This window comes from Streptomyces sp. NPDC005438 (assembly GCF_040606315.1).
Lineage (GTDB): Bacteria > Actinomycetota > Actinomycetes > Streptomycetales > Streptomycetaceae > Streptomyces.
In genome coordinates this window covers 153906-176372 of record NZ_JBEXEP010000011.1, presented here as the reverse complement: position 1 = coordinate 176372, position 22467 = coordinate 153906, and the positions used below count along the sequence as shown (strand labels likewise).

Annotated in this window: 18 protein-coding genes and 1 pseudogene; 5 read left to right on the top strand and 14 right to left on the bottom strand. The window is 71.2% G+C overall.

The features are described from left to right. Nucleotides 1-25 precede the first annotated feature (25 nt). Together ABZT14_RS22175 and ABZT14_RS22170 are read right to left on the bottom strand one after the other, a co-directional pair. On the bottom strand, nucleotides 26-880 hold the full coding sequence (locus ABZT14_RS22175) for a methyltransferase domain-containing protein (protein WP_356305435.1): 855 nt from the start codon (nucleotides 878-880) through the stop codon (nucleotides 26-28). Continuing rightward, nucleotides 877-1593: a type III effector protein gene (locus tag ABZT14_RS22170; protein WP_356305433.1), complete on the bottom strand. Its 717-nt coding sequence runs from the start codon at nucleotides 1591-1593 to the stop codon at nucleotides 877-879. Before ABZT14_RS22170 ends, ABZT14_RS22175 begins: the two co-directional genes overlap by 4 nt. 716 nt (nucleotides 1594-2309) lie before the next feature. Here ABZT14_RS22170 and ABZT14_RS22165 point away from each other — a divergent pair. Then, nucleotides 2310-2747, top strand: coding sequence for a DUF2267 domain-containing protein (locus ABZT14_RS22165; protein WP_356305431.1), 438 nt, complete (start codon nucleotides 2310-2312; stop codon nucleotides 2745-2747). Nucleotides 2748-2816: 69 nt separating this feature from the next. Here ABZT14_RS22165 and ABZT14_RS22160 read toward each other — a convergent pair whose 3' ends face one another. Beyond that, entirely contained in the window at nucleotides 2817-3866 is a 1050-nt protein-coding gene (locus ABZT14_RS22160; protein ID WP_356305429.1) for a hypothetical protein, read from the bottom strand. A 145-nt stretch (nucleotides 3867-4011) separates the two neighbouring features. Next, nucleotides 4012-5124 carry an NAD(P)-binding domain-containing protein gene (locus ABZT14_RS22155; protein WP_356305427.1) on the bottom strand — a complete coding sequence of 371 codons (1113 nt, stop codon included), beginning with the start codon at nucleotides 5122-5124 and terminating at the stop codon, nucleotides 4012-4014. Nucleotides 5125-5179: 55 nt separating this feature from the next. Here ABZT14_RS22155 and ABZT14_RS22150 point away from each other — a divergent pair, with 55 nt between their 5' ends. Further along, complete coding sequence (locus ABZT14_RS22150; RefSeq protein ID WP_356305425.1) at nucleotides 5180-5602, top strand: YjbQ family protein; 423 nt, start codon at nucleotides 5180-5182, stop codon at nucleotides 5600-5602. Nucleotides 5603-6088: 486 nt separating this feature from the next. Here the strand turns inward: ABZT14_RS22150 and ABZT14_RS22145 are convergent, their stop codons facing one another. The 10 genes and pseudogenes from ABZT14_RS22145 to ABZT14_RS22100 form a co-directional block, all read right to left on the bottom strand. Next, on the bottom strand, nucleotides 6089-6379 hold the full coding sequence (locus ABZT14_RS22145; protein ID WP_356305423.1) for a hypothetical protein: 291 nt from the start codon (nucleotides 6377-6379) through the stop codon (nucleotides 6089-6091). Nucleotides 6380-6774: 395 nt separating this feature from the next. Continuing rightward, on the bottom strand, nucleotides 6775-7839 hold the full coding sequence (locus tag ABZT14_RS22140) for an FUSC family protein (RefSeq protein ID WP_356305421.1): 1065 nt from the start codon (nucleotides 7837-7839) through the stop codon (nucleotides 6775-6777). Between the two features lie 45 nt (nucleotides 7840-7884). Then, the gene (zwf, locus tag ABZT14_RS22135; RefSeq protein ID WP_356305419.1) at nucleotides 7885-9351 is read right to left on the bottom strand and encodes a glucose-6-phosphate dehydrogenase; all 1467 of its coding nucleotides are present in this window, start codon (nucleotides 9349-9351) and stop codon (nucleotides 7885-7887) included. Then, nucleotides 9351-10826 carry a sugar porter family MFS transporter gene (locus ABZT14_RS22130; RefSeq protein ID WP_356305417.1) on the bottom strand — a complete coding sequence of 492 codons (1476 nt, stop codon included), beginning with the start codon at nucleotides 10824-10826 and terminating at the stop codon, nucleotides 9351-9353. The genes zwf and ABZT14_RS22130 overlap by 1 nt, the downstream gene beginning before the upstream one ends. Nucleotides 10827-11044: 218 nt before the next feature. Continuing rightward, complete coding sequence (locus tag ABZT14_RS22125) at nucleotides 11045-11956, bottom strand: aldose 1-epimerase family protein (RefSeq protein ID WP_356305415.1); 912 nt, start codon at nucleotides 11954-11956, stop codon at nucleotides 11045-11047. 114 nt (nucleotides 11957-12070) lie between these two features. Continuing rightward, complete coding sequence (locus ABZT14_RS22120) at nucleotides 12071-13138, bottom strand: NAD-binding protein (protein WP_356305413.1); 1068 nt, start codon at nucleotides 13136-13138, stop codon at nucleotides 12071-12073. Nucleotides 13139-13386: 248 nt separating this feature from the next. Then, nucleotides 13387-13595: pseudogene (locus tag ABZT14_RS22115) on the bottom strand (hypothetical protein); the annotation flags it as partial. A gap of 344 nt (nucleotides 13596-13939) precedes the next feature. Then, nucleotides 13940-15970, bottom strand: a complete 2031-nt coding sequence (locus ABZT14_RS22110) for a hypothetical protein (RefSeq protein ID WP_356305411.1) — start codon at nucleotides 15968-15970, stop codon at nucleotides 13940-13942. A gap of 40 nt (nucleotides 15971-16010) precedes the next feature. Continuing rightward, the gene (locus ABZT14_RS22105; protein WP_356305409.1) at nucleotides 16011-17252 is read right to left on the bottom strand and encodes a carboxylate--amine ligase; all 1242 of its coding nucleotides are present in this window, start codon (nucleotides 17250-17252) and stop codon (nucleotides 16011-16013) included. 683 nt (nucleotides 17253-17935) lie between these two features. Beyond that, the gene (locus tag ABZT14_RS22100; RefSeq protein WP_356305407.1) at nucleotides 17936-18697 is read right to left on the bottom strand and encodes a DeoR/GlpR family DNA-binding transcription regulator; all 762 of its coding nucleotides are present in this window, start codon (nucleotides 18695-18697) and stop codon (nucleotides 17936-17938) included. A gap of 89 nt (nucleotides 18698-18786) precedes the next feature. On the opposite strand from ABZT14_RS22100, the gene ABZT14_RS22095 reads away from it, so the two are divergent. The 3 genes from ABZT14_RS22095 to ABZT14_RS22085 all read left to right on the top strand — a co-directional run bounded on the left by ABZT14_RS22095 (nucleotide 18787) and on the right by ABZT14_RS22085 (nucleotide 21946). Further along, complete coding sequence (locus tag ABZT14_RS22095; RefSeq protein ID WP_356305405.1) at nucleotides 18787-19959, top strand: MFS transporter; 1173 nt, start codon at nucleotides 18787-18789, stop codon at nucleotides 19957-19959. 431 nt (nucleotides 19960-20390) lie between these two features. Continuing rightward, on the top strand, nucleotides 20391-21089 hold the full coding sequence (locus ABZT14_RS22090; protein WP_356305403.1) for a hypothetical protein: 699 nt from the start codon (nucleotides 20391-20393) through the stop codon (nucleotides 21087-21089). 23 nt (nucleotides 21090-21112) lie between these two features. Continuing rightward, nucleotides 21113-21946 carry a hypothetical protein gene (locus ABZT14_RS22085; RefSeq protein WP_356305401.1) on the top strand — a complete coding sequence of 278 codons (834 nt, stop codon included), beginning with the start codon at nucleotides 21113-21115 and terminating at the stop codon, nucleotides 21944-21946. The last annotated feature ends 521 nt before the right edge of the window (nucleotides 21947-22467 follow it).

The window sequence follows — 22467 nt, the reverse complement described above, 5'->3', positions numbered from 1 at the left end:
CGGGGATCGCCCCGGTGCCGCGCCCTCAGCGCCGGCCGTGCGCCAACAGGGCCGCGTGGGGCAGGAGCAGCGCACCGTCCGGGGCGGTGAACTCCCCGCTCAGCTCCCAGAAGGCCCGCCGGATCTCGTCCCGCCGCGCCGGGGGCTGGGCCCGCACCACCCGCCCCAGACAGGCCACCCCGCTGTCCGGGCCGCGCCACCACTCCTCGGCCGTGGTCCGGTGTTCCCACCGCACCACCTCGCACCGGATGTCCCGCAACCCGGCCCAGCTGAGCACCCCCACCAGGCCGGCGGGGTCGCGGCGGAAGTCGTCGCGGTGGTCCAGTGGCGGCAGGTGGTCCGGGCGTACCGCGCCGCCCGCCCGCAGGGCCCGGCCGAGGAGAGCCTGTCCGGGCGCTCCGGGGTGGGGCCACAGGGTCACCGCCACCCGGCCTCCGGGGCGCACCACCCGCCGCAGTTCCCGCGAGGCGATCCGGGGCTGGCCCACGTGGTTGAGGACGAAGTTGGCCACCACCGCGTCGAACTCGCCGTCGGCGAAGGGCAGTCGGGGCAGGGCCGCCAGGTGGACGGCGCCCTCGGGCAGGGCCGTACGGGCCGCCCGCACCATGCTGGGTTCGGCGTCCACCGCCTGGACGCGCGCGCCCCGGACGCGCGCGGCCACGGCCACCGTTCCCGGGCCGGTGCCCACGTCCAACAGCCGGGTGCCGGCCTCCACCTCCGCGAGGTCCAGGAGTCGGGGCACCGGGTGGGCGCAGGCACGGCCGAAGGTGTCCGCGTAGGCGACGGCGCTGTCCTCCCAGACGTGACGTTCACCCTGGTCGAAGGCGGTGGGGGCACTGGGGACGCTGCGGTACGTCTCCGGGGGCGCGGGGTGGGTCATCGGTCTCCGTTGGTCGGGGCGTCGACGCGGCACGACTCGCCCCTCGCCTCGTCCGGCACCGCTTCCTGGCGGAGCCGCTCGGTGTGCCGGGCCAGGGTGTCGACGCGGGCCGCCAACTCCGGGTGCGGGCCCTCCAGATGGGCCTGGGTGTCGGCGAGCGGTTCGACCAGGGTGGCCGCGTCGTCACCCCCGAGGGCGTCGGCGAGCTGGGCCACCGGGGGGCGCGCCTCGGCCGGCAGGTCGGTGAGGGAGGTGATCTGGCCGGCGAGCTGGCGCAGGTCGGCCGCGTTGGCGCGGGCCCAGATGTTGATGGAGCGGTCAGCGGCCCGCTGGTTGCGGGTGGCGCGTACCCGTTCCTCCCGGGTGGCCCCCGGTACGCCCGGGCGCACCCGGAGGTAGCGGCGCTCGGCCGCCTGTCGGCTGGCCACCCCCAGGGGGGAGGCGAGGTCCGCCCAGCTGGCGCCGGCCGAGCGGGCCATCTCGATCAACATCGGCTCCCAGCGGCCCAGTTGATCGCGCAGCTCCCGCAGCCGGGCCACCGCTTCCAGGGTCCGCCGCAGTTCGACCGCGTCGTCCCCGGTGGGCTCGTGGGGGGCGTCCTGGGCGGTGTGGACCGCCCGGTCGATGGTGTGCAGGGCGACGTCCACGGCGGGAAAGGAGGTCGGAAGAGGCGGAAGGGCGCTGCTCTCGGGGTGGGTCTCCCGTTCCGTCACGGTGCTCCTCCTTCGTGGACGTCTCGTCACCGGTGGCTGAGTGTCGTCGATGGGACGACGATCGATTTGTCATCGACCCGACGACATGCTACAACCAGTGTCAGCCACATCGCATAGGGCACTGCTTGAGCGACTGGGGGTCTGCCAGGTGTTGACGCACACCGATCCGTTCCAAGAGCTGGGTCGTTTCGCCGCTTGTCTCCCGGGTACGACGGGCCACAGGCGGGCGACACCCACCTCGACGCCGACGGAAGACCGTCCTGGCGTCCGGTGTGATCGTCCCCGCCCCGACCGATGTGTGGAAAACGGCGGTCAACGACGACCGCGAGGGCAATCCGTTCACCGACACAGCCAGGCACCACCTGTCCGCTGAGCCCAAGGGCCGGCCCCACCAGGCCACTTGGACCCGGACTGGTCCAGCCGACGCCTCACCGACGGTGACCTCCACGGGTTCCGGCAGCCGTGACCCACGGCCGACGGACCCCCGCCACGAGGGCACGTCACCGAGGCTTGCGCCCGGCTGGGGAGGGAACCGTCGAGAGGCCGGCGTACGGGAACGCCGGACGCCCGAATATCCGAGCCCCACCGGGTCGGTGCGCGCAGCCCGCGCCCGACCTGACGAGAGCACGACCAGCACGCGACCGCACCGCTGCGACGAGCGCGGCCGGAGGCCCTGCCCCGGCACGCCGAAGACGAGAAAGGTGAGCCACTACACGATGTTCTCCCAGACCCAGACCGCCTGCCCCGCCCGAGGCACCACCTATTCCCAGATGCTGGAGCGGGTCCGCTACGACGGCGCCTACCCCACCCGTGAGCGTGCTGAGCGGGTGGTGCGCGCGGTCCTCGGCGCGCTGGGCCGCCAACTGCCCGTGACCGAACGGGAGGCGCTGGCCGCCTGCCTCCCCGAGGAGGCCGGTCTGATCCTGCGCGACCAGGTCACCGTCGCCGAGCCGCTGACCGGCTGGGGGTTCGTGAAGGACCTCGCCGCCGAGATGGGTGGTACCCCGGCGACCACCCGCTGGGACACCGGCGCCGTACTCGCCGTGGTCTCCAACCTGGCCGGCGACCAGCTGATGGCCCAGGTCCTGGACGAACTTCCCCCGGGGTACGCCCTGTTGTTCGGCCGGGCGGAACTCACCCAGCGCGCCGCGTGACCTCCTCCACCTCCGCCCACCGTCGCTCCTGTCGACGGTGGGCGGAGGCGGGGTGAAGGCGCCCTCGGCTCATTCCGCCGGGTCGATCAGCTCCCTGGCCCGTTCCACGGCCAGGAGAATGTCCCCGTCCCCGGGCGACCGGGCCAGCACCTCCACTGCGGTGTCGGTGAACTTCACCGTGTGCGCGTCCCCGTGTGTGGCCGCCCTGGCCAGCAACTCCTCCTCGGCGTACGGCTCCACCGAGCGGCGCGGCAACACCCCGTGCGCCGGATACGCCGCCGTCACCGAGGCACTCGCCCGCCACGCCCCGTACAGGCTGGGCACCCACAGGGCGGGCGGCAGCTCGGGCAGCACCCGGCGTACCGCCTCCGGGGCGGTCGCGGCGTGCACCAGCATCACCGGGTCACCCTCCGCGTGCCGCGCGTACCGTCGTACGGCCGCCGTCACCAGTTCGGTCAGCGCCCCGGGGACCCGCTCCGGTCGAGGCGGGCTCGCCGGCCAGCGCGGCACCGTCTCCACCTGGGCCACCCGCGCCGGATACGGCCCCCGGGGGTCCGGCACCGGCGGTGTCGCCTCCAGGGCCGCTCCCGCCCGTTCCCGGCGGGAGCCGTACCGTAGCCCGGGTACGGGGTGGTGGCGGGCCGCCCAGTAGGCGAGACCGTGCGCCAGCTCCGCCCGCCGGACCCGACCGCACTCCGGGTCGGGGTCCGGGCCCGCCTCCCAGGCCCGCAGGGCACGTACCGCATGGCCCACCCGGATCGTCGGATGGGTCGACCCACCGAGCAGGCCGGGCAACAGCCGGGGCCACCACCGGACCAGCAGGTCACGCCAGGGCTCCGCCTCCACGGCCCGGGTGAAGTGGTCCGTCCAGTCGGCCAGTCGACCCGGGTCACCCAGCGCCAGCCGCCAGTCCTCCGCCACGATCGGTGAACGGCGGGGCAGCGGCTCCTCGGTGCGGTGCTGGTAGCGGTCCAACCAGCGGTGTACGCGCGCCTGTTGACCTCCGTGGGCCAGGGCCTCCACCACCATCGGCCCGTGGTTGCTCAGCCGCCCCCGGCGTTCCGGTCCGGTGTGGTGCAGCCGTCGCAGCGCCTCCTCCAGTACCCCGTTCTCCCTCATGTCCGCACGCTAGGCGGACGGCGCCGGCCCACGGATCGGTCTCCGGGACCGACCTGCCGGGTCCCGCCGACCCAGGCCGACAGACGGGCCGTTCGGGGCGGAAGGACGCCGAGCCGGCCGCTTCAACCGACTTCAACCGGCGACTTCAGGCCACCCGCGCGGTGTCCTCCAGAACGTCGACCACCTCACGAGCCGCTGCCGAAGACCCCAGCAACCTCCGTACCTCCCGCACCGCCGCCCGCCCCGCGCGGTTGGCGCCGATGGTGCTGGCCGAGGGGCCGTAGCCGACCAGGTGGACGCGGGGGTCACGCTCCACCCGGGTCCCCGCCATACGGACACCGCCCCCGGGCTCCCTGAGCCCCAGCGGCGCCAGGTGGGCCAGGGCCGGCCGGAACCCGGTGGCCCACAACAGGGTGTCCGCCGGCAGCTCCGTACCGTCCGCCCACCGCACCCCCTCCGGGGTGATCCGCTCGAACATCGGATGCCGCACCAGTACCCCGTCCCGCCGCGCCTGCCGCATCTCCTCGGTCAACGGGAGCCCGGTCACCGACACCACGCTGCGCGGCGGCAACCCCTCCCGCACCCGCCGCTCCACCCGTTCCACCGCCGCGCGCCCCCGCTCCTGGTCGAAGGGTCCCTCCCGGAACAGCGGCTCCCGCCGGGTGACCCAGGTGGTCGCCCGGGCCCGGGGGGCGATCTCCAGGAGATGCTGTACCGCCGAGGTCCCGCCCCCGACGACCACCACCCGCTGGTCGGCGAAGGCCGGGTCCAAGGGGCCGGGGTAGTCGTGGGTGTGCAACTGCCGCCCACGGAAGGCCTGTTGGCCCGGTACCCGGGGCCAGAACGGGCGGTCCCAGGTGCCCGTGGCGTTGATCAGGGCGGCCGTGGTCCAGTCACCCGCAGAGGTCTCCACCCGCAGCGCCCCGCCCCCGGCCTCGCGCACCGCGTGGACGGTCACGGGCCGGCGTACCCGTAGGTCGAAGGCGCGCTCGTAGCGGGCGAAGTACTCCCCGATCACCTCGGCCGAGGGCCGCTCGGGGTCGGCGTCGGTCAGCTCCATGCCGGGCAGCGCGTGCATCCCGTGCACCCGCCCGTAGGTGAGCGTCGGCCAACGGAACTGCCAGGCGCCCCCCGGGTTCGGCGGACGGTCCAGGATCACGAAGTCCCGGTCCGGCCGCAGTCCGCTGCGGCGGAGGTGGTACCCCGCCGAAAGCCCCGCCTGCCCGGCACCGATGACCACCACCGCGAGTCGCTCCATGTCCCTGCCAACGGTTCCGCCCCGGCGATGCTTCCCGATGCGCGACCATGGGGTCATGAGTGACGCACTGAGCACCGAGGTACTGAGGATCACCACCGGTGGCCGGGAGACCGTGGCTGACCTGACCCGTGACTGCGAGGACTTCCTGGGCCGTTCCGCCCACGGCCGGGACGGGCTGCTCAACGTGTTCACCCCGCACGCCACGGCCGGCGTCGCCGTACTGGAGACCGGGGCCGGCAGCGACGAGGACCTGCTGGCCATCCTGCACGAGCTGCTCCCCGCCGACGACCGCTGGGTCCACCGTCACGGCAGCCCCGGACACGGCCGCGACCACGTGCTCCCCGCCCTGGTCGCCCCGCACGCCACCCTCCCCGTCATCGGAGGCCGACTGGAACTGGGCACCTGGCAGTCCGTCTGCCTGGTCGACACCAACGTCGACAACGCGGAGAGGCGGGTGCGGCTCAGCTTCCTGGGCTGAACAAGATCGCCCTGGGGCCGGCCGCCCAATCTTCGTACCTTGCCTGCTCGAACGGAGCTGCCTTGCGCGGTACGGACCTGAACATGATCGAGCGCCCCTACGACGGCTGTGGCAAGTGCCTGGTCGGCGTCCGACGGCTTTCCCGGATGAAGTGACTACCTCGTCGCCGCAGTGGCAGAGGGACGATGTCCTGACCGCCGCAGCTTGTGTTGAGGGCAGTATCGCGAAAACCTCTCCGTCTCCGACTTCGAGCTCCCGGTCGAGGAGGCATCAGTCGGCAGGAACGCATCTCCGACCGGCTTGCCGGGGTATGCCCCAACCGCCCGGCGGCCCACACCTGCGACGCCTCCACCAGCCGCCTCACGCGCACCACCATGTGGTCGACCCCGAACAGCTGGCGCAGCAGCTGCGGGTCGTCTCCGTACTGCCGCCGCAGGGCATCAACTTGGTGCAGCAGGTGCCGTTCCACGTCCGGGATGCGGGCGCTCACCCCCTCAACGAGGGTGGTAAAGCCTCGCCGCTCACGGTGGACTGTTGGAGCGGCAGCGACCACCTGACGTGCAGAACCGCGATCGCCTCGCGGATTTCGTCGAACTCATCCCCGCCTCCGTCGGCGGGCTCCAGGGCAGGGAGAGGAGCACCGGACCGGCCGTGTTGAAGGTCCGGCACCACGGCGGGCAGGACCTGGTGGGCAACTTTGTCCGCAGGAACCCGGGCCTGGTCCGTACGGCTCATCACCGTACGGACCAGCGACACGATCAGCCCCACCACCAGCATCGACGGTCTTCCACGGCAACTGGTCCCGTACCTGCGCGGCCCGCTCACGCCCATGCGCCAGCGGGCCCTGAGTATGCGCGAGGTTCAAGTCCGCGATCTTGACTGCGACCTGGCCGTAGGACGCCGACTGCCTCGTCGACGGGCAGCGCTCCGACTACGGCTTCCTCCACTCCTGGCGCCGCACGTCACCGAGCAGCTCCCGACAGCAACGCGATCCGGTCACCGCAGCCGCCAAGCTCACCGTCATCAGTGGTGTTGGCCGGCACATCGCACGGTCGGAGCGGAGCCGGCCGATGACCTCGGAGGGCAAGGCGTTCCGCAGGTGGGGGATGCATGAGGCGTCGTGTCAGGCGACCGGCCTTCGGCCGGAGTCGTCCGCGTCGGCGCCGGGCCGGCTACTCCCCGGGACGCGCCCGGCGTTCGACGGCGATGTCGGTGGACCCGTCGCGTACCGCCCGCTCGGCCTCGTCCGGGTCGGCGCCCGTGAAGACCAGGATGTCCGCGGCGACCAGCCGTACGCTCTCCCTTACCGCGACCGGCACGGTGGAGCCGCGTTCCGGGATGTCCCGGACGATGTCCAGGGTGCGCCGGGCGGCGTGCTGGAACGCGGCATGTTTTCCGCGCGCCTTCGCCAGCGCGTCCAGGACCCCGGACAGCCCCCGCACCGTGGTGGCGAGCGCCTTCCCGGAGCCGGGGTCGAGGACCGTGGCGCCCCGGATGAGGGTGAGGCAGCTGTTGCCGAGCAGGTCCAGTTGGCGCGTGGCGGCGATCTCCTGCCGGATGGGCTCCCGCCGGCTGCGCCAGCGCGGGGTCCGGCGGGCGACGGCGATCGCGTCGTCACGGGTACGGCCGAGATCGTTCAACAGGGTGTAGACGGGGCGTAGTTCCTTCCACGGCTGGTCCCTCCGCTCATCGGCCGAAGCGTCCAGCGCCCGGGTCGCCAGCTCCAGCGCACGGCCCAGTCCCTTCAGCGTGGCGGCCTCGGTCCGTCTCAGGAGGGTGAACGGGTGCGGGGGGAAGAGTACTTGGCTGAACACGAGCGCGACTCCCGCGCCGAGCAGGGCGTCCAGTACGCGGTCGATACCGGCCTGCTGACCGGCTGCGACGGAGATCACCGCGCCGATGGCGGCCTGCGCCATCGTGATGCGTTCCCCGTCGATGAGGAGCGCGACGAGGAGCGCGCACAGCACGGCGACGCCGACCGCCGGGCCGGGGCCGAGGAAGCGGAGGGCCACCTGCCCGACGATCACGCCCGAGATGACCCCGGACATGACCCGTACCGCGTTGGTGCCGCGCCCGCCGACCGGTGTGTTGAGGGCGACGAGGGTGGCGATCGGGGCGAAGAGGGGGATGTGGTGGTCGAAGACGTTCCCGGCGATCCACCAGGAGAGCGCGGCTGCTGCGGACTGCTGGAGCACCGGCCACAGGTTGTCCTTGACGCGCGAACACGTCTCGTACATCGTCCTCCCTCCACCCCCCGGCAGGGTCGGTTCGCGGCGGGGTGCTCAGCCGGCCGGTTCGCCGCCGTGTCGGCGCTCCCCGGTCGGGTGGGCGTCGTCGAACAGGCGAGGGCCCAGCTCGTGCCAGTTCCGCAGCCCGGGAAGACGGTCACTGGTTTCCGGGCCCCAGCTTCCGGGCGCGTATGGCAGCGGTGGCTCGACCGGATCGAGGACGGGGCCCACGATGCGCCAGCACTCCAGGACGGTGGGGAAGAAGGCGAAGCACTCGGGGTCGCCGACGACGGCCCCGTGCAGGATGTTCTCGTACGGGAGTTCCTGCCGCCCCAGCACTTGCGCGAAGTCGACCCCGATGGGCACGGTCAGCGGTCCGTCGGTGCTTTCGGGCTTGTTCAGCATCAGGTCTGCCCGGATACCGGTGTCGCCGTCGATGCGGAAGCGGATGGTGTTCGGCGGCGTCTGGACGTCGCCGCCGCCGAAGAGTTCCAGCGGAGGCTTGCGCAGTTCGACGACGACCTCGGTGGTGGAGACGGCCAGTGCCTTGCCGCTGCGGAGGTAGAAGGGGACGTTGGCCCAGCGCCAGTTGTCGACGAACATGCGGGTCGCGAAGTAGGTCTCCGTGGTGGAGCCGGGCTTGACGCCCTCGACGTCCCGGTAGCCGTCGTACTGGCCGCGAACAGTCACGGCGGGGTCCATGGTGCGGGTCGCGTGCAGGGCCCGCCACTTCTCCAGCCCCTGCGCCTGGGCGTTGGTGGCGCTCGGCGGTTCCATCACGAGGAGGGCGAGGACCTGGAGTAGGTGGTTCTGGACCACGTCGCGCAGACAGCCCACCGCGTCGTAGAAGGATCCACGGTCGGCGACGTCGAAGTCCTCCGCGAGGGTGATCTGCACGTTGTCCACGTAGGCGCGGTGCCAGATCGGCGCGAGCAGGGTGTTGGCGAACCGGGAGACCATCAGGCTCTCCACCGCGCGGTTGCCGAGGAAGTGGTCGACACGCAGCAGATGGGCGTTGTCGAAGTGGGCGGAGAGTTCGTTCTGGAGCTTCCGCGCGGAGCCGAGGTCGTGGCCGAACGGTTTCTCCACCACCAGCCGGGCGTTCCCGTTGAGGTCCTCGGCGGCCAGCGAGCCGGCGACCTCGGTGAACAGCGACGGTGGGATCGCCAGGTAGTACGTCACGAAGCCGCGCCCGGCCACGGCCTCGCGCAGCCGGGTGAAGGTGGCGGCGTCGGCGAAGTCCCCGGTGACGATGGACAGGTTCGCCGCGAACCGGGCGAAGACTTCCTCGTCGATGTCCGTGCCATCGGCGGCGACCGCCTCCCGCGCGTGCCGGCGTAGGGCGTCGTCGTCCCAGTCGGTGGCCGCCACCCCGATGACGGGCACGGTGAGTTTGCCGGACTCGGTGAGCCGGTACAGGGCGGGCAGCAGCATCTTCTTGGCGAGGTCGCCGGAGATGCCGAAGAGCACCAGTGCGTCGGACCGTTCCATCTCGGGCGGGCTGAGCGGGGTTTCGGTCATCACGACCGTCCTTTCCGGGGCATGGCCGCTTTCGAGGAGGTGTCCGGCGGGTCCTGGTCGTGCCCGAAGCGGACATTCAGCGCCGCTTCGATCTGTTCGGGGTCGCGGCCCTTGGTCTCGGGCAGGTAGCGGCCGACGAAGAAGAACGCGGCCACGCAGATCGCGGAGAAGATCCAGAAGGACTCGCCCTGGCCGAGGGCGGAGGCCACGGGCAGGAAGCTGAGGCTGACGACGAAGTTGGAGATCCAGTTGACCGCCGTGGCGATGCTCGAGCCCTCCGCGCGGACGGACGGCGGGAAGATCTCGCCCAGCAGTGTCCAGAACACCGGGCCGAGACCGCCGGCGTAGGCGGCGATGTAGATGACCATGAACAGCAGCGTCAGCACCGAGTTCATGCCGACCACGAACGCCAGCCCCAGCATGAAGATCGAGACCGCCATGAGGGCCAGGGAGACGAGCACCAGGACGCGGCGGCCGGCCCGGTCGACCAGGCGGATCGCGACGAGCGTCATGACCAGGTTGATCAGGCCGATGAACACGGAGTAGAAGATGGAGTTCGACGCGTTCAGACCGGTCTGCTGGATGATGGTCGGCGCGTAGTAGATGATCGTGTTGATTCCGCCGAACTGCTGTACGGCGGCGAGGGTGAGGCCAACGACGAGGGCCGGACGCAGGTCGGGGGCGAGCAGCCTCTGGGCCGTCCGGCCGGAGGCGGCGTTCCGCTCCCGCTGCTCGCGATCCTCGGCGATCCGGTGCTGGGCCCGGGCGACCAGGGCATCCGCCGTGGCCTCGTCGGCGACCGAGGCGATCCCCTTACGCGCCCTCTCCGCCTGGCCGTGAGCGATGAGCCACTGCGGTGACTCGGGCAGGAACCACAGGGACGCAGCCACCATGAGGCCGGCCGGGACCGCGCCGACGGCGAACATGGCACGCCACATCTCGCTGCTGGAGAAGGCGAGGTTGACGAGGTACGCGACCAGGATGCCGAGGGTGATCATCAGCTGGTTCATCGTGAGCAACCGGCCGCGGATCTTCGTCGGGGAGATTTCGGAGAGGTAGACCGGAACCGCCGCTGACGCCGCTCCGACCGAGAGGCCGAGGATGAGCCGGCCCACCATGAGGACGGGGTATCCGTTCGCGGTGCTCGCGATCGCCGTACCGATGATGAACACCACGCCGATCAGCCCGAGAGCCTTCCTCCGGCCGAGGCCGTCGGAGAGCCGGCCGGCCGAGGTGGCCCCGATCACCGCGCCGATGAGCAGCACACTGACCACGCTGCCCTGCTCGAAGGAGTTCAGGCCGAAGTCCTGCTTGACGTACAGCAGGGCGCCGGACACAACCCCGGTGTCGAAGCCGAACAGGAAGCCGCCCAGAGCAATCGCCGCCGCCCAGCGGCTGATCTTCCGTTGACCCTCTGCCGAGATCCCGGTGAGCGGTCCGTGAGTGCCCGGTTCCCTGGAAAAGCCCTGGACCATGTCACTCCCTTCGTAGTGAGTGAGCTCGTTCTGGCCACATCACCACCTTTCCGGGACGAAGGACGGTGGTGCGAAGCAATCGGGTGGCTCGCGGACTCGGTGAACCGGACACCCCGTTGCGGCGGCGGGCCGGCACACTCCCGCGACCGCCCCGGCGGGGGACATGGCTACGAGCAGCCGAGCGGCGCGGGTGCGGCCGTCGCGCAGGTTCGGCCCGGTCAGCCGTGGAGGACGCCCCAGCCACCCGTGTACGACTCGCCCGGGGCCAGCCGGATCAGGTCGGTACCGCTGCCCAGAGCATTCGGCGGTCCCGTCATCGGTTCGACGCCGATGCCCCAGCGGTGCGAGGTGGGCGGCACCTGGTCCGCCGTGTAGACCTCCAGCCACGGCTGGGCCTCGTCCAGCCAGAAACGGGTGGCGCGCCGCGAGCCTTCCAGGCGGACCCAGGCGCGCCCGTCGGCGTCGCGGTCGAGACCGGTGAAGGCGACGTCGATGGCCTGCGCCCCGATGCGGCGAGGGGTGGTGAAGTCGTACGCCGTGCCCGAGACGTCGACCGTCGGGCCGGAGGGGAGCATCCGCGCGTCGACCGGCTGGTAGCGGTGGCCGGGCAGGGTCAGCACGCAGTCGTCGAGCGGTTCGCCGACCGTCAGGTAGGGGTGTGTGCCGTGGGCGTACGGGGCGGGACGCGTGCCGGCGTTGCGGCTCACAAGCCGGACGGTGAGGCCCGTACCGGCGTCCAGGGCGTACGTGACCTCAAGGTCGAGACGGAACGGGTAACCCGTCGACCCGTGCAGACTGTAGGCAAGGGTGACGGTGTGCGGTTCCTGCCGGACCGGCCGCCAGGTCGTCCACCGGACGAGTCCGTGGATCGCGCAGTCCAGGCCGGGTTCGGAGACGTCGAGCTGGTACTCCGCGCCGTCGAAGGTGTAGCGGCCACGGTCGACCCGGTTGGGCCAGGGGACCAGCAGTTGGCCGAAGGCCGCCGGGGCCGGTTCGTCGGGGTCGTACGAGAGCAGGAGCGGTTCGCCCCGGTGGCTCAGCTCGCGCAGGCCCGCGCCCGTCTCGGTGATGGTCGCCGCGTAGTCGCCGGCCGCCAGCCGGTACTGCTCACCTGTGGTGGTCTCGCTCATGGACAGATGGTTGCCCCCTTGGAGGCGGAGAGGTACTGGTCGGGGCCCGGTGTCGGCCGACCGGGCGGTTTCCTGCTCCGTATGGCTCCGTCCCGGTGTCACCCCGGAAGCCCCTCAGTCCTTCTCCTCATCTCCGGCCCTCCGCCCGCGGGGCGCGGGTGTCTCACGGGCGATGACCAAGCGGTCATCGGGGCGGACGGTGCCGATCCGGGAGTCGCTGTACCGCAGGGGCTGGCCGTCGCGAACCACGGCCAGCACGGACTCGGCGATCTGCCGGGGCTCACGGCCGACCTCGGCCGGTTCCGGGAAACGTTCGGCGACCTCCAGCCCGAGTCCGGCGGAGAGCAGCTCCTCCAGCACCGTGCCGACCGAAGGGCTCAACGATGCGACGCCGAGTAGATGTCCGGCCGTCTCGGAGGACGTGATGACGTTGTCCGCGCCGCCTTCACGCAGCAGGGCGACGTTCTCAGCGCGGGCCACGGAGGCGGTGATGACGGCGGTGGCGTTCATCCGGCGGGCGGTCAGAGCCGCGAGGACGGCCGTGTCGTCGCTCGCGGTGGCGATCAGCACATGCTCCGCCTTGCCCAGCTCCGCCCGTGCCAACACGTCGGAGCGAGTTCCGTCGCCGACGATACCGACGAGGCCGTGTCTGTTCGCCTCACCGACGGCGGACGCAGCGACGTCGACCACCACGATCTTCCGAAGCTGTGTGCCCCGTGCCCGCAGGGTGGCTACGGCGGCCCGGCCCTTCGTGCCGTAGCCGACCACCACGACGTGCTGTCGCACCTTGCTCCTCCAGGTCTGCTCGCGCCATTCGGCCCGGGTCCGCTCCGTCAGCGCGCTGATCGTGGTGCCGACCAGGACGAGTAGGAAGCCGAGGCGCAGGGGGGTGATCACCAGGGTGTTTACGATCCGCGCCGAGTTGCTGGCCGGCACGACGTCCCCGTACCCGATCGTGGTCAGGGTGACGGCCGAGTAGTAGAAGCTCGTCAGCAGACCGAGAGGGTGTCCGGTGGAGTCGCGGTAGCCCCTGCGGCCGAGGTAGACGACCACCATGCCGAGGAGGATGAGCCCCAAAGCGAGGGCGAGCCGCGACACGATGATTCGGAACGGTCCGCGCGGCCGGTAGGGGAAACCGAACCGGGACCGCCGGCCGGCCTGGTCCTCGCCTTGGACGTCCACAGGGCTGAGTCTCCGGCACAACCGGAACGGCGACCACCGGAGGTGACCTCGGGGCGGCATCGCTACTGGGTGGTGCCACTTCATGAAGGCTTGCAAGCTGCGAGGCCCGGTGGTTGGGCGTACTTGGACGGTTCCTCGGCTAGCCGCTGGCGTTGGTGGCTGCGGCGAGTGTGTGAGGTTCGGCTGCCACGTCGGCCTGGGGTCAAGCGAAGACGAGGCGGGCGGGCGGTTTGTCGAGCACTGTGCCTGGTGGCGGCCTGGGCTTCGTCGTCGGCTGGGAAGCCCTCCAGGAGCCTGAGGCACTGTGGTGGACCCACTCGCGGGACTTCTCCCGGTCGCCGGCGTCCCGGTAGCGGGAGGCCAGGGCGAAGGCGCTCTCGGCGGCGGCCCAGCGGTCCGTCGGCAGTTCCTGCTGGAAGAGCGCCTCCAGCTCTTGGACGGAAGCGATGCGGGTCATCTCATCTCAGCCATAGGGCTCAATCGTCAGGATGCTCAGCCGTCGCTCCTCCGGGCGCCTGAGACCGGACGACGGTCGCCGGTGCTCTACGGGCGGCTTCCGCGCTGTCCGTGGCCGTGGGAACCCATGGTCGGCTCCTTGCACGGCCCGACGGCCCCACGGCCCCACGGCCCCGCGTTCACGGTCTGGTCGCGGACGCGCCGCCGTCGACGCCCCGATCCCGGCGTTGCCGCCCGGCCCGGGGCGTCGACAGGCAGCGGCGTGCGGGGAGGATCGCGGTGCGGAGCCGCTGGTCCAGCCCGCGATATCCCGAAGAGGACCGGCCCGTGATCGCGCGGTGGCTCTCAGGCCCGTGGGCCTTCGAGGGCTTGCAGCGATCCGGCGGGCAGCCGGTCGTTGCCCCAACTGCGCTGGATGTAGCCGATGATCCGTGTGATGTCCTCCTCGGGTACCCGCTCCGGCTCGCCGCGTTCGAGCGGGTCGGCGTGGAAGATGTAGAGCCGCGAGGCGAACTGGTCGAACGGCAGTGACGCCTCGCCGAACCGCTCGCCGTTGCCCGCCGTGGAGACCACGACGCCGTCGCCCCAGTCCTGGCCGCTGTCGTTGTTCGGGTTGAAGAAGTAGACCCGCATGACGTCCTGCGGGTCAGGCGCTGCCCGCAGGATCGTGATGGCGTGCCAACCGACGTACCGTGCCGCGCTGTCGGTGACGGCGACGCCGGCCGGCTGCGGATGGATCAGCGGCTGCTCGCCGTTGTACGAGGGGTGGTAGCTGGCGTGGAACTGCCGCAGGAAGTCGTCGAGGTCGACCAGGTTCCCGGTCTCCACGTCGACGTTGATGTGGAAGCCACGGCCGGCCCACCAACCGTGGAACTCGGGGTTGACCCACCGGTGCGGGTCCCCGGGCCGTGCCGCGCAGCGGCGCCCCATCTCGGCGTATATCCGGTCCAGATGCGGCACCACGAGCAGCGACACGGGGTCCAGGTCCATGGGCAGCGTGGTCGCGACTCCGGTCGCGCTGTCCTTCGACGAGATCGGCTGCCCCTCGAAGTGCATGAGGATCTCGTCGTCGCGGGCCGCCCAGACCACCATCTGGAGCAGGTAGTCCGGGTCGTTGTAGGACCACATCGACAGCGCGCGGGCCGACTGGCAGGTCGGGTTGTCGCCCTGCCCGACGCCGAGCGGCTGCCCCAGCACCGAGAGCACTCCCGCGACCAGCCGCGCCCGTGGGTCGGGTACGTCTCCGAAGACCCCCGTCAGCCGCTCCCGCGCGACCGGGGACAGCTCAAGCCGCAACTGGCGCCACAGCGCGGGCACGATCGGCGGTTCGTAGAGGATGCCCCGGTCGAGCAGCAGCGCCAGCCCGTAGACGCTCTGCGCTGTCTGGGGGTGCACGGCGACCTCGATCAGCCGGTGCACCAGCTGGCTGTAGCGCAGCAGGCAGTTGCGGCCGGTGTCGGACAGCCCGAGGGCCTCACCGAGAAGGTGGTCGCTCTCGCGGAGGAGGAACCGGAGCAGTTCCGCGTGGTACGGCGACACCAGGCCGGTGTCGTGCATCGCCCGCGCGAATCCGGTCGCCTCGTACTGCAGACCACCGGCGTCCATCGCTTCGAGCCGGGAGCGGAAGACGTCGAAGCCAGGGTCCTCCCGGCACGCCTCGGTGGTCCCGAAGAGGCTGGTGATGAGCCGGTCGATGCCCTGCCCCGACGAGGCGCCGAGAGCGACGTCCGGGTCGTTGCGGTAGACCGCGATGCGGGTGATCAGGGACTGCACGGACTCGACCTGGATCGGACGCTGCCGCAGGATCCGCCAGATCTCGTCGACCAGGTTGTCCAGGACGCTGTCGTAGCCGATCTCGTCGGCGAGGTGGCGGAACAGGTCCCGGATGAGCTGCGCGGTGCGGCCCTGCCGGGTCCGCTCCGCCTCGCTGATGGGAGCGAACAGCAGCTCCAGGTTCGTCGCCAGCACCTGGGAGAGGAACAGACGGGCGTCCTCGGCGGACAGCGTCGGGTGCTCGAAGTCGCCCTGGGCGACGGCCAACATCCGCAGCTCGCTGACCGCCTCCATCACGACGGTGTCCGCGTCTCCGCTGTGCAGGCTCGGGCCCACCAGCGAGGGTATGAGGATCTCCGGGGACGCCCAGTCCGTCTCCTGGAAGAGCCCCGCTTCCTCGAGGGCCTGCGCCCTGGACTGGATCGCTGCGGCGCCGCCCCGCTGTAGGAGCACCCGCCGTAGCGCCTCCAGGATCCGCCGCAGCTTCGTGTGCTTGCCGAAGTCGCGGGTCTCGGCCATGGCTTGGATGGCGTCGTCGAGTGAGGCCACGCGCTTGCCGAGTGTCGTAGCCTCACTGTTGACGTCGTCGACGTTCGGTTTCAAAGGGCTTCCCTCAAGTAGGGCTTCCGCGTCCGCGAGGTTGTCAGACGTAGAAGTCGAGCTCTTCCTGTTGCTTCAACAGGTCGCGCATCCGGTAGGGGTCATCACCGAAGAAGTACACCAGACCCCAGTGCGTGCCGAACGCGGTCCTCTTGGTGACGGTCTCCTCGAGCGGCTTCGAGAGGTCGTGTGACTCGTAGTAGTCGTCGTCCTCGGTCTCCTCCGGGATCCGCAGGTCGTTGACGACACGGCGGCGCGGGTAGACACCGAAGCAGCCGGCGACTCCTGACGCGTCTTCCACCTCGCGGGGGAAGAAGGCGTCGATCTCCTCCTCTGTCGTCTTCGGGTCGAAGGCCAACACCAGGCCATGGTAGGCGTTGAATCCGTACGCGCGCTCCAGGAGTTCGAATACCTTGAAGCCCGGCGGCCGGTAGGCGACTTCACCGAAGTACATCTCTCCGTCACTGGTGACGAAATACTCCGGGTGCACGAAACCGAACTCGATGTCGAACGTCTTGATGAGCTTCTCGATCTGCGCCGTGATCTGCGGTCGGTACCGCTCCAGTTCCGGGGTCGCCGGTACGAACACCGAATACCCCAGTGTGACGTATTCGGAGATGTTGAGGAACTTGATCTTCCCGTTGTGCACCCAGGCCTCGACCGCGAACTCCCAACCGTCGAGGTGGGATTCCATGAGGACCGGGAACTCCTCGTCCGGAATCGTGTCGACCTCGTCCGGCGTGCGGATGACGCGATGTCCGAGGCAGCCAGCCTTGTCGAATGCCTTGAGATGGATCGGGTCGTTGGGGTCGCCGTCCAGCTTGAGCAGGGTCTGGTTGACGCGCCTGAGGAAGCGGGTCACGTCCTCCCGGTCGTGGGCCTCCTCGAAGATTCCGACCCGGATGCCTCCGAGTTGCGCGCGGCGCTTCATCAGCGCCTTGTCCCGCAGCAGCATGGCCTGGCCGTACAGACGTGGGTCGTCCAGCAGTACGGAGTTGATCGCCCCCGCCCATTCCACCGTCTCCTCGAACAGCGGGATCGCGATGTCGACGCCCTTTTTCTGGAGGGTTTCGGCGATCTCCATGGAACGGTCGTTGAGCCTTTCGAAATTCCACGGAACGTAGGGGATGTCGTGCTCGATGCAGTAATCCTCGGCCCACTCCGGCGCCACGACGATATATCTCCGGTCGAACCGGTCGATTGCTTCCACCGCGTTGAGACTCCACCCGAGAAGAGCTACGTAGCCCTTCTCGGGATTCTTGGTGCCCGGTTCGCGATTCGGCATAGACGTTTCTCCTTCGGCGCGTGCGCGCATCGATGGCGTGGCTGGCAGGTCGCATACCCGGCGATTCATCGCACAAACGATGAGCCTTTTGGGCTGGTGCCGGTAAGAGAGTTGACGGTATCCGTCGTGGTGGTGATGTGTCCGTTGGTCGTCTGATTCCCAGTGGGTGGAGGGCGGTTGGTGTCGCGGGGCGGCAGCCCGTGCCGTGGCCCCGGACGCCTACGGGGTGCCGAGGAGCGGGTTTCTCCTCGTGGCCGTTACCCGTGGTGTGCTGCCGGTACCGATCCCGTACACGTCCGCCCCGAACCACGTGTCCCGTGGGTGGTCGTGCACCCCACGAGAGCCCGGTGCCGGCGGGTCCACCCGGTGGTGCCAGCGGCCTTGGCCCCGGTGGATCCGTAAGTAGGTGACCAGGTAAACGTACTCGATGGTGGACCTACCCGAGGAACGTGGTGCCGGTGGCGTACCGACGGCACCACCGGCGTGGGGGAGGGGAGTTGGCGCGCGGGGACGTGGGCTGGCTGTCGGACGGCGGTCATCCTCCGAGGTGGAGCGCCTCACCCGACCCGTCGGGTAACTCGGGCCGTCCTCGCGGAGGTTGGCGGACGCCCACGTCGCAACGCCCCGCGACGGATGTGGTCCCAGCTTCCGGGGGTGAGCCGGACCACCCCGGGGCCGAGGGGCTACACGGTGCGGACGTCGACGCCCTGCGCGGCCAGGGCCCCGACCTCCTCCTCGGGGGCTTCGGCGTCGGTGACCAGCAGGTGTACCGCGCTGGCCGGAGCGACGAAGGCGTGGGCGGTACGGGACAGTTTGGTGCCGTCGGCCACCGCGACCACCCGGCGGGCGGACTCGACGGCGGCCTTCTTGACGGCCGCGTCGTCCAGGTCGTAAGCGGTCAGCCCCTGCGCGGCGTTGAAGCCGCAGCAGCCGATCACCGCGGTGTCGAACCGCAACGCCGCGAGCGAGGTGAGGGTCAGGGGGCCGGTCAGCGCGCCCTCGCCGGAACGTGGCCGCCCACCGGGCACGGTGACCGTGGTGGGGCCGGGAGGGTCGGTCAACGCGTTCACCGCAGGCAGCGACAGGGGAGTCACGTTCACCCGGCGGCCACGGAGCGCCCGGGCCACCTCCAGGCAGGTCGTGCCGCTGTCGAGCACCAGGGTCTCGCCGTCGGCGATCTGGTCGGCCACCCACCCGGCGATGCGCCGCTTGATCTCGACGCCCTCCCGGGCCCGGAGGGCGAAGGGCGGTTCCTCCCCGCGGAGCAGCAGGGTGCGCGCTCCGCCCCGGAAGCGTTCCAGCACTCCCTGGGCGGCGAGGGTGTCCAGGTCACGGCGTACGGTCATCTCCGAGGCGCCGGTGAGGTCCGCGAGTTCGGCCACCCCGAGGCTTCCGGCCTCGCGTACCGCCTCGGCGATCTGTCGCAGCCGGTCCGTGTTCGCCATGGCGTGATTGAACACCATCATCCATCGCGCGGCCATCCTGTGAGAAGAGCCATGTTCCACACATCAGAAATGTTCGATACGTTCGCGGAATGGAGCGCTCCCTGAGCCGTGCCCGGCTGGCCACGTTCGTCTACTTCGTCCTCAACGGCACCCTCCTGGGCATGTGGATTGTGCAGATCCCCGCCATCGAGGACCGGGCGGGCATCAGTCACGCGGTACTCGGCGGCTTCCTGCTGTTGCTCGGCGGGGGAGCCTTCCTCGGCCTGCGGCTCGGCGGGCCGGTCGCCGACCGCGTCGGCACCCGCACGGTGGTCCCGGCCAGCGCCGTCCTCTGCAGCCTCACCCTGGCGCTGCCCGGACTCGCCACCAGCGCCTGGACCCTCGCCGGAGCCCTGGTGCTGCTGGGCTTCGGCAACGGCTGTCTGGACGTCAGCATGAACGCCCACGCCGTGGAGGTCGAGAAGCGGTACGGGCGACCGGTGATGTCCGCCTTCCACGCCACCTTCTCGGTCGGCGGCGTCCTCGCCGCCGGCGCCGGGGCCGCCATGGCCTCCCTCGGCTGGGGGCCGGCCGAGGCCCTGGGGGCGTCCGCCGTACTGGGCGCCCTCGTCGCCCTGGTCGCGGCGCCCCTGCTGTTGCCCGCCGACAGCCACCGCTCGGTGGAGCCCGGGCAAGGGGTCGGCGAGGAGGCGGGGGCACGCCAGGCCCCGGCCCGTATCTGGCTGTTGGCCGTGCTCGCGCTGATGGTGATGATGAGCGAGGGCGTCGCCAACGACTGGAGCGTGCTGCACCTGCGCACCGTGCTGGACACCTCCGCCAGTACCGCCGCCTTCGCCTACGGCTCCTTCGCCGCGACGATGACCATCGGTCGCCTGCTGGCGGACCGGTTCTCGGCCCGGTTCGGTCCCGCCTCCGTCCTCCGGTACGGAGCGGCCGTGGCCGCCGCCGGGGTCACCCTCGCCGCGCTCTCCCCGTGGGTGGGCGCGGCCCTGGTCGGGTGGGCCGTCTTCGGCGCCGGCCTGTCCGGTTGCGTACCCCAGCTCTTCAGCGCCGCCGGGCACGCCGACCCCAGCGCCGCCGGGGCCAACGTCTCCCGGGTGGCCAGCCTCGGCTACCTCGGTATGCTCGCCGGCCCGGCCGTCATCGGCTGGCTCACCCGGCTGATGCCGCTGAACCTCACCTTCCTGTTGCCCGCGGCGTGCTGTGCCTTCGCCGCCGTGGCCGCCGGGGTACTCAGAACCCGGACCGAGGTCGCCCCGTAGCGCTCCCCCTCGTACGGGAGGGCGCGGTGTTCCCTCCCACCGGTGGGGGATGTGCGCCGGGCGCGCGGTTGTCGGGACCGTGACCCGGGCCGTCCGCCTCTTCCGCTCGGGGCTGAGGCGTGCCGGTACGCCTCGCGGCGTACCCGGTCCCGCTCCCGCGAGGTCGGCCGACGTTCGGGCGCCGGGCGGCCGGAGGTCGGCGTTCCGTCCTTGGGACTTTTCGTACGGTCGGCGACCCGTGGTGGACCTCGCCGGGGGAGTGGGCCCGCCGAAGGAGGCCCGGTGAGGTGTGGTGACGGGAGGAGATCGTGCCGCCCGGTCCTGGAGCGACGGGTTGGCTGAGGGGGCCACGGATCGTTGACAGGTCCTTGTCATCCCCCTTCCATGGCGGACGAGTGATCCACGAGGTGGACGCGACTTCGGGGGAAGACATGAGGGACCCATCGCACACCCGCTCGTCAGGCCAGAACCGGACCCTGCTCCGTGGCCGTCGGAGCACGGTGATCCTCGCGGTGTCCACCGCGCTCCCGTCGCCGAAGGAGCCGCCGGCCGGGGGAGCGCGCGACAGCGCCGGCACCCGGGCGGACGGGTCGTCCTTCCCGCTGGCCGACCCGGACACCGTCCCTGCCGAGGACGGCGGCCACCTGACCCACGGAGCCACGGTGCCCGCCGGCCGGGGCAAGCGGTGCGGCGGCGAGGGAAGGCTCAACGTGCCGGTGCTCGCCCATGGTTCGGGTGACTCGGTCGGTATGGCGGACTGGGCCTCGGGCGACGCGTTGCCCGGTGGGCCGGGCCGCTGGACGAAGCCGGGCGGTGCCGTCTGGGCGCCCGGGGTCGCGTGCTTCGGCGACCGCTACCTGAGGTTCTCCACGGCCACACGCAAGGGGGCGGAGCAGAAGTGCGTCGGCCGCGCCGTCGCGAAGTCCGCCCGGGGGCCGTTCCGTGACGCCGGCGGGTGGGTCTGCCCGCCGCACGGCCGCCGGGCCATCGACGCCAAACGGCACCCGCACGCGGAACCGGCAGGGGGCCTGACCCGGCTCTCCGGGTACGGCCCCACAACGACCCAGACCCACGACGTACTGGACCAGGGCTCGCCCCGAGGGGCGGCCATCACGGCGAGTCAGCCGTGACAGCTCACGAGGAAGGATGATCCATGGACATCAGCAGGAGGCGCGCGCTCGCCCTCGGAGGCGGTGCCGTGCTCGGTGCCGCCGGAGTGGCGGCCGTCGCTGGCGGCGCCGGCGCGGCCGGTGGGTGGCAGCCCCTGATCGTGGTGACGGCGAACATCGGCCGCAAGCGGCTCAAGAAGCGGGAGCCGGCCATCCTCGCGGTGCGGCGCGCGGTGAAGTCCGGTGACGGTTACGCCAAGCCGTTGGTGGGGTGGCAGGAGATCGGGGAGGGAGACGACGACGGTCGCGAGGCGCGTTGGATCAACAAGCACTTCGGCTCCGGTTTCGAGAACATCTACGAGCACAAGAACCCGGCGCAACGGGTACCGATCTCCGTGCCCAACGAGTACAAGATCATCGACAAGAGGGTCACCAAGGTCCACGGAGGGAAGAAGGGGGTGTCCCCGCACCGCGTCATCACCCAGGCGGTACTCCAGCACGTGGACGACCCCAAGATGCGGTTCGTGTTCGCCAACACCCACTACGTCGCCGGCGCCTGGAACGGGAAGGAGGACGCGCACGAGGCCTGGCGGGACCGGATGTGGGCCCGGCACTTCCGTACGCACCGCGAGGAGGTGCTGCGGCACTGGCGCTCCCAGGGCTTCCCGGTCATCTGGACCGGCGACGTCAACCGCAACGGAATGCCCCTGCTGATGCCCCAGCACGAGAAGCGGGCCTTCAAGGGAGGCATCGACCAGATCGGCTGGGTTCCCGGTGGCAACGGCACCGAACTCCGCCTGAAGCGCACCAAGGTGGTCCCCATGGACGTGGACGGACACAACGCCAGGGTGGCCCTGATGCAGATACGCCGCGCCTAGGAACACCGGGAGACCTCGGCGGACGTGGTCGTGGGGCACCCGGGAACGTGTCCTGGTGCCCCACCTCATCCGCCGTGGGCGAGGCGCGGGGCGGTCCGACGCGCGGTACGCGAGCCGCTCCCTGATCCGAACGACGCGCCCCCAGGGCCCGGGTGTGCCGGTTGCCGGTCTCGACTGGTCGACCGGCACACCGGCGGTGGCCTCCGCCCCGTGACCGGGCACCTGGCCGGGTGTCCCCGCCCGGCCGGTGGGGACGCGTACGGGGTAAGGGCGATGCCCCGCCACGCCGCACGCCCAGCCTGGGCGAGCCCCGGGCGGTCCCGCCCTCGATCGGCCACCACGGCCGCGCCTGGCCCCCACCCATGGAGGGCCGCGAGGTCGGGACCACGCCGGTTGAGGGAACCCGGTCCACCGTGGCCGTACCGGGAGGGCGTGAACCTGGTGCGGGTGCACGAGGGCCTACGGTGGCCGGCCCCTGGCCCGCGTCGGCGCCGGCCGACCCTGTACGGCGGCGGAACCCG